The 14,450-nt window shown below is 52.0% G+C and carries 8 protein-coding genes and 1 pseudogene; 5 read left to right on the top strand and 4 right to left on the bottom strand.

What is annotated here, in order from left to right:
- Positions 1-142 precede the first annotated feature (142 nt).
- From P3C52_RS13230 to nagB, 3 genes are all read right to left on the bottom strand, one after another.
- Positions 143-1,363 carry an N-acetylglucosamine repressor gene (locus P3C52_RS13230; protein WP_275555457.1) on the bottom strand — a complete coding sequence of 407 codons (1,221 nt, stop codon included), beginning with the start codon at positions 1,361-1,363 and terminating at the stop codon, positions 143-145.
- Between the two features lie 7 nt (positions 1,364-1,370).
- A complete protein-coding gene (gene nagA / locus P3C52_RS13225) occupies positions 1,371-2,519 on the bottom strand; it encodes an N-acetylglucosamine-6-phosphate deacetylase (RefSeq protein ID WP_275555456.1) in 1,149 nt (382 codons plus the stop codon).
- 66 nt (positions 2,520-2,585) lie between these two features.
- Positions 2,586-3,386: a glucosamine-6-phosphate deaminase gene (nagB, locus tag P3C52_RS13220; RefSeq protein ID WP_275555455.1), complete on the bottom strand. Its 801-nt coding sequence runs from the start codon at positions 3,384-3,386 to the stop codon at positions 2,586-2,588.
- A gap of 337 nt (positions 3,387-3,723) precedes the next feature.
- Here nagB and nagE point away from each other — a divergent pair, with 337 nt between their 5' ends.
- The 5 genes and pseudogenes from nagE (at position 3,724) to P3C52_RS13195 (ending at position 13,751) form a co-directional block, all read left to right on the top strand.
- On the top strand, positions 3,724-5,751 hold the full coding sequence (gene nagE, locus P3C52_RS13215) for an N-acetylglucosamine-specific PTS transporter subunit IIBC (protein ID WP_275555487.1): 2,028 nt from the start codon (positions 3,724-3,726) through the stop codon (positions 5,749-5,751).
- A gap of 155 nt (positions 5,752-5,906) precedes the next feature.
- Positions 5,907-7,574, top strand: coding sequence for a glutamine--tRNA ligase (gene glnS, locus P3C52_RS13210; protein ID WP_275555454.1), 1,668 nt, complete (start codon positions 5,907-5,909; stop codon positions 7,572-7,574).
- A 399-nt stretch (positions 7,575-7,973) separates the two neighbouring features.
- The gene (mtr, locus tag P3C52_RS13205; RefSeq protein ID WP_275555453.1) at positions 7,974-9,224 is read left to right on the top strand and encodes a tryptophan permease; all 1,251 of its coding nucleotides are present in this window, start codon (positions 7,974-7,976) and stop codon (positions 9,222-9,224) included.
- A 352-nt stretch (positions 9,225-9,576) separates the two neighbouring features.
- Positions 9,577-10,980: an OprD family outer membrane porin gene (locus P3C52_RS13200; protein WP_275555452.1), complete on the top strand. Its 1,404-nt coding sequence runs from the start codon at positions 9,577-9,579 to the stop codon at positions 10,978-10,980.
- 113 nt (positions 10,981-11,093) lie between these two features.
- Positions 11,094-13,751 (top strand): annotated as a pseudogene (locus tag P3C52_RS13195) (beta-N-acetylhexosaminidase).
- Positions 13,752-13,864: 113 nt separating this feature from the next.
- On the opposite strand, the gene fur reads toward P3C52_RS13195, so the two are convergent.
- Complete coding sequence (gene fur, locus P3C52_RS13190) at positions 13,865-14,314, bottom strand: ferric iron uptake transcriptional regulator (protein ID WP_275555451.1); 450 nt, start codon at positions 14,312-14,314, stop codon at positions 13,865-13,867.
- Between the last annotated feature and the right edge of the window lie 136 nt (positions 14,315-14,450).

Below are 14,450 nucleotides of genomic sequence, written 5' to 3'. Positions count from 1 at the left end.
TGGTTGGCGTTGAAAATTGAATTTCATCTAAAAAAAGTGCCAGATAATTACATTATCGGCAAAGAATCGTCAAAGTTGAGTGAAAAGTAGCCAATCCAACCTGCAGGTAAAAAAAACCAGCCGTAAAAGGCTGGTCTTCAAATCACTCTTCTAACAGATGTTGTAGCAGGCTGCCATTGAGCATCGCGCGTTTCGCCAATGCAAAAGCGCCGATGGCTGAACGATGATCCAGTTCTGAACGCACCACCGGCAAACTCTTACGAAATGCCTTCAGCGCCTGCGTGTTGATGCAGCCTTCAATGGCTGGAAACAGCACTTTTCCCGCCTCGGTAATCTCACCGGCCAGTACGATTTTCTGAGGATTAAACAGGTTAATCGCAATCGCAATCGCTTTACCCAGATAACGTCCGGCATGCTCAATCACTTCGGTCGCCAGCGCATCACCACGATTGGCCGCTTTACAGATGGCGTGAATGGCACAGTCATCCAGCGTGAGCGCGCTGGGATAGCCCTGCTGAAGCAGATGGCGGACGCGATTTTCAATAGCGCTGTTGGCGGCGATGGTTTCCAGACAGCCAAAATTGCCGCAGTGGCAGCGTTCGCCGAGCGGATCCACCTGAATGTGGCCGATCTCGCCAACATTGCCATTGCTGCCGAGAAAAATTTGGCCGTTAGCAATGATTCCGGCACCGGTGCCGCGATGTAAGCGCACCAGAATAGAGTCGGCGCAGTCGCGGCTTGCACCAAAATAGTGTTCCGCCAGCGCCAGACTACGAATATCATGGCCGACGAAACTGGTCACATTAAAGCGCTGTGTCAGATTGGCCACCAGTGGCCAGTTATTTACCGAGATATGCGGCATATAACGAATAATGCCGTTATTCGGATCGACCAGGCCTGGCAGAATAACGGAAATGGCGATCAGTTCGCGCAGCTTGCGTTGATAAGCAGAGCGGAAGTGATCGATAGCGTTAAAAAGCGCATGCTCCAGCGTTTCCTGCGTGCGTTCCGGCAGGGGATAATGCTCTTCTGCCAGCGACTTGCCGCTCAAATCGTAGAGCGTTAGTGTGGCATCGTTACGGCCAAGACGCACGCCAATGGTATGAAAGCCGCGGGTTTCGGTAATAATTGAGATAGCGCGGCGGCCGCCGGTAGAAGCCTGCTGCTCTACCTCTTTAATCAGGCCGCGCTCAATAAGCTGACGGGTAATTTTGGTCACGCTGGCGGGCGCAAGCTGGCTCTGTTCCGCAATCTGAATGCGGGAGATCGGGCCCATCTGATCGATGAGGCGGTAAACCGCTGCGCTGTTTAACTGCTTTACGAGATCAACATTTCCTATTTGTGCCTGGCCGCCAGTGGTCATTCAATGATTACTCGCTAAGGACTTCGTTACCGTTAACGATAGTCTTGATAATGTGATAATCACGCGTAAAAACGGTCAGGTTGGCGACTTTTCCTGCTTCAATCGAACCTAACTGTTTCTCCACGCCCATTGCGCGGGCCGGATAAAGCGTCGCCATGCGCAGCGTCTCATCCAGTGGCAGGCCGACATGCTCAACGCAATTTTTAACTGCTTCGATCATGGTCAGCGCTGAACCACTTAGCGTTCCATTTTCATCAACGCAAAGCCCGTCACGATAGTATATTGTTTTACCGGCAAAAATGAACCGGTCAATGGCAGCACCCGCCGGCGCGGTCGCGTCAGTGACCAGTACCAGCTTGTCGCCTTTAATACGTTTGGCATTGCGCACATTCGCATAGTGAACATGCAGGCCGTCGACAATAATGCCGCAGTAAACGTCCGGCATATCAAACAGCGCACCGGTCAGGCCCGGTTCGCGGCCGGTAATGGTAGGCATGGCGTTATAAAGATGCGTCGCAAAACTAATGCCAGCAGCAAAACCGCTACGCGCTTCATCATAGGTGGCATGAGAGTGACCGGCGGAGACAATAATCCCAGCTTCGTGCAGCTGGCGAATCACTTCCGGGCCTGCCATTTCCGGTGCCAGCGTGATTTTGGTAATCACATCGGCGTTATCGCAGAGGAATTTAACCAGCGCGGGATCAGGTTTACGAATCAGCTCCGCATGATGCGTGCCTTTCTTCGCCACGTTCAGCCATGGCCCTTCAAGATGAAGACCCAGCGCCTGATGCGAATGATGTTCCAGCCAGCTGCGCATGACTTCTACCGCACGTACCATCAGTTCATCGCTGCTGGTAATCAGCGTGGGTAAAAAGCTGGTGCAGCCGGACTTCTCATTCGCCTTCTGCATAATAGCCAGCGTTTCCAGGCTGATGGCCTCAAGCGTGTCATTAAACTGGACGCCACCGCAGCCGTTCAGCTGAACGTCAATAAAGCCGGGAGCCACGATCGCGCCACCCACGTCGCGCTGCTCGCATTCAGCTGGAAGCTCAGCCTGAGGGCAGACACGTTCAATCAAACCGTCTTTAATGATAACGGCGTGATCATCCAGGATTTCATGGCCGGTAAACAGGCGGCCATTGACTAAAGCGTACATAATATTCTCCCGACTAAAAGCGGCATCTGCCCGGCGTTGAACCGGACAGGTTATTAAATCCAGTGATTACAGACCCTGCATATTTTCCGCTTCCATTTCGCGGAAATATTTCACCGTTTTGACCTTCAGTTCCATGGTCGCAGGTTCGTCGCACACCACGACGGCTTTTGGATGAAGTTGCAGGCAGCTGATGGTCCACATGTGGTTAACATTGCCTTCCACCGCCGCCTGTAGCGCCTGCGCTTTTACATGGCCGGTCACCAGAATCATTACTTCTTCCGCATCCAGCAATGTGCCTACGCCGACGGTTAAGGCATACTTCGGCACCTGGTTTACATCGCCGTCAAAGAAGCGCGAGTTAGCGACGCGCGTATCATGCGTCAGCGTTTTAATGCGCGTGCGGGAAGCCAGTGAAGAAGCCGGTTCGTTAAACGCGATGTGGCCATCGTTACCTACGCCGCCCATAAAGAGGTGGATTTTTCCATAGGCGCGAATTTTTTCTTCATACTGGCGACATTCTGCGTCAATATCTGCCGCATTTCCATTAAGAAGGTTGATGTTTTCTCGGGCAATATCAACATGATCGAAAAAATTACGATACATAAAGCTGTGATAGCTTTCTGGATGCTCTTTTGGCAGGCCGACATATTCATCCATATTGAACGTGACGACATGTTTAAAGCTAACCTGGCCCGCTTTGTGCATCTCAATTAAATGTTTATAGGCTTCCAGCGGCGTGCCGCCGGTAGGCAGACCGAGAACAAAAGGACGAGCGGCGGTAGGTTTAAACGCGTTGATGCGATTTACGATATGACGTGCGGCCCATTTGCCTACCTGGGACGCGTTCGCCAGAGGAATAAGTCTCATTTTTTACCTCGTTTAAGCAGTATTCAAACCGGTAATGGACGGGATTAGCCGCATAGCTAAGCGTAGTTTGGCCTAGTGGCTCTGACAGCAGAAGCATCACCGTCCGCATATTTTGGATCATAAAATAAGTCAAAACAGATAGCCAGCGTCACGTTAGGCCCAAATAAGTTTTAGGTGACAAAAGTCACATACAGAACGCTTTTAATTTGCGAAGCGAATTAAATTCTTTTTACACTGCTGCGCATGCTGTACTTTCGTCAGGTTATCTGAGGAATGTGATAATAAAAGTAACAGCTTCAGACGCCTTTTTGATTCTCACAGGGGGAAATGAGTGAATATTCTCAGTTATTTGCAAAAGGTAGGCCGGGCGCTAATGGTGCCTGTGGCAACGCTACCCGCAGCCGCGATCTTAATGGGCGTCGGTTACTGGCTCGATCCAGATAGTTGGGGAGCGGGCAATGCACTGGCGGCGTTATTGATTAAATCAGGCGGTGCCATTATTGAACATATGCCGGCGCTGTTTGCCGTCGGTATTGCTTACGGCATGTCGAAAGATAAAGACGGCGCCGCAGCGCTTTCCGGCTTCGTCGGTTTTTTGGTCGTGACCACGCTCTGTTCGCCAGCGGCAGTCGCCATGATTCAAAAAATTCCGCTGGAGCAGGTTCCGGCTGCGTTTGGCAAAATCGATAACCAGTTTGTCGGCATCCTGGTCGGTATTCTCTCGGCCGAGGTCTATAACCGCTTTAGCCATATCGAGCTGCCGAAAGCACTCTCCTTCTTTAGCGGACGCAGGCTGGTGCCAATCCTGGTCTCCTTCCTGATGATTCTGATCGCCTTCATCCTGATGTATGTCTGGCCGGTTATTTTTAACGCGCTGGTTAACTTCGGCGAGCATATTCAGAAACTGGGTTCCGTCGGCGCAGGCGTTTACGCCTTCTTTAACCGTCTGCTGATTCCGGTTGGCCTGCATCATGCGCTGAACTCGGTTTTCTGGTTCGACGTGGCTGGCATTAACGATATTCCTAACTTCCTCGGCGGCGCGCAGTCCATCCTTAGCGGCAAAGCGACTGTAGGCGTAACCGGACAATATCAGGCGGGCTTCTTCCCGATTATGATGTTTGGTCTGCCGGGCGCGGCGCTGGCTATCTATCAGTGCGCACGACCGGAAAACCGCGCGAAAGTGGGCGGCATCATGATTGCGGCGGCGTTTGCAGCATTTTTTACCGGCATTACCGAACCGTTAGAGTTCTCCTTTATGTTCGTCGCACCGGTGCTTTACTTTATCCACGCGGTGCTGACCGGTATTTCCGTCTATATCTCCGCCAGCATGCAGTGGATTTCCGGCTTCGGCTTCAGCGCAGGTCTGGTAGATATGGCGCTTCAGTCGCGTAACCCGCTGGCCACACACTGGTATATGCTGATCCCGCAGGGTCTGGTGTTCTTCGCGCTCTATTATCTGGTGTTCCGTTTTACCATCAAAAGATTCAACCTGATGACGCCGGGCCGTGAGCTGTCGGTCTCCGGTGATGAAAGCGATGGCTATGACGTGAATGTCGAACATAACGTACAGGGCGAATCGGAAACTGAATCGCTGGCGCGCCGTTATATCAGCGCGGTAGGCGGCTCGGACAATCTGACGCACATTGATGCCTGTATCACCCGCCTGCGCCTGAACGTTAAAGACAGTGATATGCTGAACGAGAGTCTGGCCAAACGCCTGGGCGCATCCGGCGTCATTCGTCTTAACAAACAGAGTGTGCAGATTATCATCGGTACACGGGCAGAATCGATCGCATCGGCCATGAAAAACGTGCTGGCAAAAGGACCGGTTGCGGCATCCTCTGTCGCTGCGCCGGCCCCCGCCGTAGCGCCCGTCAGTAACGCTGTGCCGTCAGCTTCTCAGGTGGTCTTTGCCACGTTGCTGTCGCCGGTCAGCGGTGAAATCGTCCCGATTGAGCAGGTGCCGGATGAAGCCTTTGCCAGCAAAGCGGTAGGCGATGGTGTAGCGATTAAACCGACCGGTAAGACGGTAGTCGCACCTGTTGCCGGTACGCTGGTAAAAATCTTTAATACCAACCACGCCTTCTGTCTGGAAACGGCGGACGGCGTAGAGATCGTCGTGCATATGGGACTGGATACCGTTGCGCTGGGTGGTAAAGGTTTCTCGCGGCTGGTGGAAGAGGGGGCGACCGTCAGCGCGGGCCAGCCGGTGCTGGAAATGGATCTCGACTTTTTGAACGCCAATGCCCGCTCGATGATCAGTCCGGTAGTGGTCAGCAATATCGATGATTTTACCGGTGTGACATTACTGGCAACGGGCACGGTGGTTGCAGGCGAAAGCAAACTGTACGAAATCCGCAAATAACGTCCCTTTGCGTTAAACCTCTCCAGGCAGGAAGCGATTCCTGCCTTTTTTCTGCCTCACAACTAACAAACGGTTGTTTCCCTTGCGTGCTTTGTGGATCATATCCGTCATTTCGTGGTTATAACGACCAGACATTTCGTGTTGAGGATACAGTGATGAGTGAGGCTGAAGCCCGCCCAACTAATTTTATTCGTCAGATCATTGACGAAGATTTGGCGAGCGGTAAGCACAGCAGTGTGCATACCCGTTTTCCACCGGAGCCAAACGGCTATCTGCATATTGGACACGCAAAATCGATCTGCCTGAATTTCGGCATCGCACAAGATTACCAGGGCGAATGCAACCTGCGTTTTGACGATACCAACCCGGCAAAAGAAGACATTGAATATGTCGAATCCATCAAGCGTGACGTGCAATGGCTGGGCTTCCAGTGGAGTGGTGAAGTTCGTTACTCCTCTAACTACTTTGACCAGCTCTATCAGTACGCCATCGAACTGATCAATAAAGGCCTGGCCTATGTTGATGAGCTGTCGCCGGAGCAGATTCGCGAATATCGCGGCACGCTGACCTCGCCGGGCAAAAACAGCCCTTATCGCGATCGCAGCGTGGAAGAGAACCTGGCGCTGTTTGAGAAAATGCGTAACGGCGAATTTGCCGAAGGCGCTGCCTGCCTGCGCGCGAAAATCGACATGGCATCCAACTTTATCGTTATGCGCGATCCGGTACTGTACCGCGTTAAATTTGCCGAGCATCATCAGACCGGCAATAAGTGGTGCATCTATCCGATGTACGATTTTACCCACTGCATTTCCGATGCGCTGGAAGGGATTACCCATTCGCTTTGTACGCTGGAGTTCCAGGATAACCGCCGCCTTTACGACTGGGTACTGGATAACATCTCCATTCCTGTGCATCCGCGTCAGTACGAGTTTTCTCGTCTGAATCTTGAGTACGCCATCATGTCCAAGCGTAAGCTGAACCTGCTGGTAACCGAGAAAGTAGTGGAAGGATGGGACGATCCGCGCATGCTGACCGTTTCCGGTCTGCGCCGCCGTGGTTATACCGCCGCTTCTATTCGCGATTTCTGCCGCCGCATTGGTGTAACCAAGCAGGATAACATCGTGGAAATGGCCGCGCTGGAATCCTGTATTCGTGACGACCTGAACGAAAACGCACCGCGTGCGATGGCCGTTCTCGATCCGCTGAAAATCGTGATTGAAAACCTGCCTGCCGGTCATGAAGAGATGATCAGCATGCCGAACCATCCGAACAAGCCGGAAATGGGGACGCGTTCCGTGCCGTTCAGCCGCGAGATCTGGATCGATCGCGCCGATTTCCGCGAAGAAGCGAATAAACAGTACAAACGTCTGGTGCTGGGTAAAGAGGTTCGTCTGCGTAACGCCTATGTGATCCGTGCTGAGCGCGTGGCAAAAGATGAAGCAGGCAACATTACCTGCATTTTCTGTACCTGCGACGTGGATACGCTGAGCAAAGATCCGGCTGACGGACGCAAGGTAAAAGGCGTAATTCACTGGGTTTCCGCCGAGCATGCGGTTCCGGCGGAGTTCCGTCTTTATGACCGTCTGTTTAGCGTGCCGAATCCGGGCGCGGCAGAGGATTTCCTGGCGACCATCAACCCGGAATCACTGGTGATCAAACAAGGCTTTGTCGAGCCGGGCCTGAAACAGGCGGAAGCGACTTCGCCTTACCAGTTTGAACGCGAAGGTTACTTCTGCGCCGACAGCGTTTACTCCAGCCCGCAGCATCTGGTCTTTAACCGTACCGTTGGCCTGCGCGACACCTGGGCTAAAAGCGGCGAGTAAGCCACAATGATGAAAAAAGGCGGCTCAGCGAGTCGCCTTTTTTATCGTCTGCGGTTATTCACCAGACAGCCTTTCAGTAATCCCCACATTTTTCTGCTAAAGCCGATCATTACTGAATAAACCTGTGTTTGCTGTTTAGCTATTTTTCTCGGCTTCCATTCTTTTTTCTAAATCCGTTACTTACTGAATAAACCCATACTTGCTGTTGAGTTATTTCCAGCCCACCCAGGCGATTTTCCTGATAACAGCAGCCTGACGAGATGCAAATGCTTACCGCTCAGTAGTTGTGTACTAGTTCATGAGTTCATTCTGAGGTAGAATATCTGCCTTATCAGGCGCTCTGCCGAATAGTGCGCCATTTGAACATAAAATGTACATATATCATTCTAAGGACGCGTTATGGAAACAGCGGTTTCCGCCAGCAAACTTCCCTCGGTGTTATGGGGAACATTAATTATTACCGGCACGGTTGTCGGGGCCGGAATGTTTTCTCTGCCGGTGGTGATGTCCGGCGCCTGGTTCAGCTGGTCAGCAGCCATTTTGTTATTAACCTGGCTTTGCATGCTGCTGTCGGGGCTGATGTTTCTTGAAGCCAGCCTGCATTACCCCGGCGGCGCCGGCTTCGATACGCTCACGCGCGATCTGCTGGGGCGTCGCTGGAACTGGCTGAATGGCGCCTCCATCGCGTTTGTGCTGGGAATTTTAACCTATGCCTATATCTCCGCCAGCGGCGCCATCTTACAGCATACTTTTGCCGCGCTGTCGCTGCCGGTTTCTGCCCGTATTGCCGGACTCGGCTTTACGCTGCTGGTCGCGCTGTTCGTCTGGCTGGGAACGGCGGTTGTTAGTCGCGTAACGCTAATTTTTCTTGGTGCGAAGGTCATTACTTTCTTCCTGCTGTTTGGTGGACTGCTCGGTCACGTCAAACCTGCCTTGTTATTTGATACGGGCGGTACGGAGAGCCATTATTTGCGTTATGGCTGGATGGTTATTCCCTTTTGCCTGGCTTCCTTTGGTTATCATGGGAATATTTCCGGGCTAATTGGCTATTACCAGCGCGATGGCAAAAAGGTTGCGCGCTGTTTGCTGCTGGGAACCCTGGCGGCGCTGGCGATCTATCTGGTATGGATTATCGGCACCATGGGCAATATTCCCCGTGGGGACTTTATCGCCATTGCCCAACGCGGCGGCAATATTGACGCACTGGTGGATGCCTTAGGCAACCTGTTACAAAACGCCTCGCTTAGCGTTCTGCTTACTATTTTTTCCACCTTTGCCGTTGCCAGTTCTTTCCTGGGCGTGACGCTGGGCCTGTTCGATTACCTGGCTGATTTGCTAAAGCTTGATAACAGCGGCACCGGAAGATTAAAAACGACCTTTATCACATTCTTTATTCCACTTTCCGCCGCGCTTATCTGGCCCAATGGCTTTCTGATCGCTATTGGTTACGCCGGTCTGGCTGCCACAGTCTGGGCCGTTATTACGCCAGCGCTGTTGGTCGCGCGCGCCAGACAGCGTTTTCCCGATGCGCAGGGATGGCGGTTAAAAGGGGGCCTGTTTCCGATTCTGCTGGTCTTGCTGTTTGCAGCGTTGAATATTGTGGTTTCTCTGCTCAGCTATGCTGATCTGCTGCCGGTTTATGCGCGTTAAATAACATTTCCGGGGCGCCTACGTGTTCGCCCCGGAAATAAAAATAACTTTTGTGTTTCCTCATTATTAAAACGAGTAATTAGATTCACTTAATTCACTAATTAACTTTATTGTTTTTGTTTTTTACTCAATAAAAAGATTAGCGCGATCATATTTATATCTGGATGGTTTAGAATTTATTTATTTGTTAATCCCTCTCTCTTTTTATGTGCCCCCGGTCATAAAATAATAAATTACCTGCCTGTACTTATTGATAATTCGCTACGCGAAAAATATTCTTGTGCTGTTACCCGGTTTATCTCCTTGTTGTTCTTATTCTAATTTTTTATTTTTTGTCAAAAAGGAATTTATCATGCGCACCTTAACCGGTAAGCGTAAGGCCGTTTGCTGCACAGTTTCTTTGATAACGGTAATTTCTGGTTTTATTATCATTCCGCCTGCTCAATCCGCTGGTTTTATAAATGATTCCACCTTAAAAGGAGGTTTTTATTACTGGCAGCGTCAACGCGATCGGAAAGATCTGGAGCCCGCCAGCGAAAAGTATGGGCAATATCAGGCTAATTTGCATCATGCCACAATTAATAGCAGTCTCGATTTTAGCTCTGGCTACGCGGCGGATTTTATTGGTCTGGATGTGGCGGTATTTGGCGCACTGGAAATGAGTAATAGCGGTCCGGCGGCACCTAATGAAATTGGTTTCAGTAAAGCCAGTAATCGTTGGGATGAAGAGTGGGGCGGCGATCGCAGCGGCGCCAGCCTGTATAAAGCAGCATTAAAAATGAAAGTGACCGATTACTGGCTACGCGCTGGCTATCTTCAGCCGCAGGGACAGACGTTGCTGACGCCGCACTGGAGCTTTTTACCCGGCACCTATCGCGCGGTGGAAGTCGGTATGCAGCAGGACTTTGCTGAAGCGGGCGCGCTTGATATCTCTTATATCTGGAGCGATCGCTACAAAGCGCCCTGGTATCGACATATGTATCAATTTCGTAAGGCCGACGGCAAAACCGGCATTCCCTGGCTGCATGCTATCGGCGCCCGCTATGACTTTAAAAACCAGCTAATCCTCGAAGCTTCCTGGGGCCAGGCCGCTGACTATATGGATCAATATTTTGCCAAAGCCTCCTGGACGATGCCGCTGGGCGATAACGATTTACGCACCAGCTACCAATTTTACGGTGCGCACGATCGTGAAAGCGGGGGCCCTGCCAACAACAATGATGTTTATGACGGTCTGGCCTGGCTTCAGGCGCTGACGTTTGGCTATACCCACGGGCCTTTTGATTTTCGTCTCGAAGGAACCTGGGTCAAAGCGGAAGGCAACCAGGGATTCTTCTTACAGCGCATGACGCCTTCTTACGCCAGTTCGAACGGTCGTCTGGATATTTGGTGGGATGCGCGCTCTGACTGGAATGCTAACGGCGAGAAGGCGCTGTTTGCCGGTGTAATGTATGAGCTGAGCGGCTGGGATCTGGCTGGCTGGACGGTAGGTACCTCCTACGCCTGGGGCTGGGATGCCAAACCCAGCAGCAATCCGCAATGGGATCAGCAGCAGCGCATCAGGGAATCCGCCTGGAATCTTGACCTGCTTTATACCGTCCAGCAGGGCAGGGCAAAAGATACCTTATTCAAACTCCATTTCACGCGTTACGACAATCACAGCGACATTCCCAGCTTCGGCGGCGGCTTCGGCAATATCTTCCAGGATGAAAAAGATGTGAAGTTTATTGTTATCGCGCCGTTCACCATTTTCTAAACCGTCCGGGATAGCGCGCTGTCCCGGAAGCAGCCATACCTGTTATCGCTAAGGTTAATCAGGTCAGGCGAAGCGAGAGCAGGGAAGCGGCAATAACCTACTAAGGGGAAATCATGAAAAATCTACCGCTGGCAACGCTGATTCTTACAGCGCTCATGGGAGGCAACTGCTCTGCAATGCAGGCGCAGCAGGTGGTTGATCAGATAAGTCAGTTTGGCGTGCGCTATCAGGTTACCGATAACTAGGCGGCGCTGCACGGCACGGACTGTGCGGCGTTGGGAGCCGACTGGGCCTCCTGTAACCGTGCCATTATTACCTTGACCAACAACGGCCCGGCGTTAACCAGCCGTAACTGGGCGATTTATATGAGCAACGTTCACGCCACGCTCAAGATCGATGACGATCGTTTCCGCCTCACTCACATTACCGGCGATCTCACCCGGCTGGAGCCGACGGATAAATTTACCGGCATCGGCGCGGGGGAATCTATCGAGATCCCGCTGATCAATGAATACTGGCAGCTATTTATTACCGACGTGATGCCGCGCTGGTATGTCACAGCAGAACAGGCCGAGCCGCGCATTATTGCCAGCACCGATACGGAAGATTTAACGCAGTTTGTCGCGCCTTTTAACGATAACTGGAGGCGCACCGCAGAGGATAAAAACATTCTGATGCAGCCCGCCAGCCGCTTTGCTAAAAACAGTGATACGGCTCCGTTAGCAGCAGAAAGGTTGCGCGGACAAATCACGCCAACGCCATTACAGCTGACCATTCATAAAGACGATCTCGATCTAAGTCACGGCATCGCCTTTGACCTGCAGGCGATGAAAAATAATGAGGCACAAGTAGCCAAAGCGCGTTTCGCTCTGCTGGGCGTTACGGAAAATCGGGCGGGCGTCCCGCTGCATACTACTATCGACCAGACGAAATTTAACGGCGATCGGGCCGTTAGCGGCGCTTATCAACTTGCGATAAGCCCGCATAAAATCACTATTACCGGTTACGATCGGGCCGGACTGTTTTACGGGTTGATGTCGGTCGCCTCACTGCTGCCTGCGGAGGGAAAACCGGTTATTGCTACGCTGAATGCTGAAGATGCGCCGCGCTTTGCTTACCGCGGTGCATTTCTGGATGTTGCCCGCAACTTTCACAGCAAACAGGCTGTCCTGCGCATGTTAGATCAAATGGTAGCCTGGAAAATGAATAAGTTCCATTTTCACCTGAGCGATGATGAGGGCTGGCGTATTGAAATTCCCGGCCTGCCGGAGTTAACCGAGGTGGGGAGCCGTCGCTGTCACGATTTAACTGAGCAGCAATGCCTGCTGCCGCAGTTGGGCTCGGGGCCGTTCAGCGATAATAACGGCAGCGGTTTTTTCAGCCGGACGGATTATATCGATATCGTAAAATATGCGCAGGCGCGTCATATTGAAGTGATCCCGGAAATTGATATGCCCGCTCATGCCCGTGCCGCCGTTATCTCAATGGAAGCACGCTATCAACGATTGATGAAAGCAGGCAAGCCGCAGGAAGCGGAGGAATACCGGCTACGCGATCCGCAAGATACCTCTAATACCACTTCCGTTCAGCTTTACGATCGCGCCAGCTATCTCAATCCCTGCCTTTCCTCTTCGCTGCGCTTCGTCGATAAGGTGATCGGTGAAATACAGACCATGCATAGCGAAGCGGGACAACCGCTAATGACCTGGCATTTTGGCGGCGATGAGGCCAAAAATATTCGTTTAGGCGCTGGCTATAGTGATATTCATCAGCCTAAACCCGGCACTGGCATTCTCGATCAAAGCAAAGAGCATCTACCATGGGAAAAATCGCCAGCTTGCCAGGCCATGATAAAAGCGGGTGAGGTGGAAGATCTGGACCATCTTCCCAGTAAATTCGCGCTGGCCGTCAGCCAAAAAGTGCAGGAAAAAGGCATTGGGCGCATGCAGGCCTGGCAGGATGGCGTAAAACATGCGGCCAATGCCGCCGCCTTTGCCACGCCTAAAGTCTCGGTAAATTTCTGGGATACGCTCTACTGGGGCGGCTTTGACAGCGCCAACGACTGGGCTAATAAAGGTTACGACGTGGTTATCTCCAACCCGGACTATGTCTATATGGATTTCCCGTATGAAGTGAATCCGCTGGAGCGCGGCTATTACTGGGGAACCCGTTTTAGCGACGAGCGTAAAATGTTCAGCTTCGCCCCGAACAACCTGCCGCAAAATGCAGAAACCTCTGTGGATCGTGACGGCAACCTGTTTATCGCCCGATCCGATAAGGCCTGGCCTGGCGCCTGGGGTTTATCGGCACAGCTATGGAGCGAAACCGTCCGCACCGACGAGCAGATGGAATACATGATTTATCCACGCCTGATGACGGTGGCGGAACGGGCATGGCATCGCGCTGCCTGGGAGCAGGATTATCAGCCCGGTCGTGAATATGCGGGCGGCGTAACGCAGTTTGTCGATCGGGATGCGTTAAATCGCGACTGGCAGCGTTTTGCTAATTTGCTGGGGCAGCGTGAACTGGCAAAACTGGATAAAGCCGGTATTTCATATCGCTTACCGGTGCCGGGCGCACGCGTTAACGCTGGCAAACTGGAAGCGAATATCGCGCTGCCGGGGCTGGCTATTGAATACTCGCTTGACGGCGGACAGCGCTGGCAGCGCTATGACGATCGCCAGAAGCCTGCTGTAAGCAAAGATGCTGAGGTTCAGGTGCGTAGCGTCAGCCCGGACGGCCAGCGCGTTAGCCGTAGCGAAGCGCTATAACAGGATTTAGTGATTTAGTAACGCGACGGCTGCGCGCACGCGTTGCCTTGCGGCGCAGCCATAAAAAAACCGGTGCCTGAGCGCCGGTTTTTATTACTGCATAGCAAAATTGATTATTTGTCGTGTAAGGTTTCATCTTCGCGACAGTCGCCCAGCGCGCAGTGACCATATAAATAAAGGCTGTGGTTGGTAAGCTTAATGCCGTGACGCGTGGCGATTTCACGCTGGCGAGCTTCGATAGACTCATCACTAAATTCGATCACTTTGCCACAGTCCAGGCAAATCAGGTGATCGTGATGCTGTTGCTGGGTCAGTTCGAAAACGGACTTGCCGCCTTCAAAGTTATGACGCGTAACGATACCGGCATCATCAAACTGGTTCAGGACGCGATAAACCGTCGCCAGCCCGATCTCTTCACCCATATCAATTAAACGTTTGTATAAGTCTTCCGCACTGACGTGATGGCTTTCAGGACCCGGGCCCTGAAGCACTTCCAGGATTTTTAGTCGCGGAAGAGTGACCTTCAGTCCAGCCTTCTTTAATGCGGTGTTATTGTCAGTCATGCGGATATTGTCCTGTTACTTTGCTAGTCACAATGTGGCTGAACAGCCATGAACATCGGTCGACGCTAAGTTACTAATAGCGTCTCATTATAGAACTGATGCTTCGAAATGAAAACCGTAGGGCGCGCGTGAAGTC

The organism is Mixta sp. Marseille-Q2659, from assembly GCF_940807255.1.
Classification (GTDB): Bacteria; Pseudomonadota; Gammaproteobacteria; order Enterobacterales; family Enterobacteriaceae; genus Mixta.
This window is presented reverse-complemented; position numbering and strand designations above follow the sequence as displayed.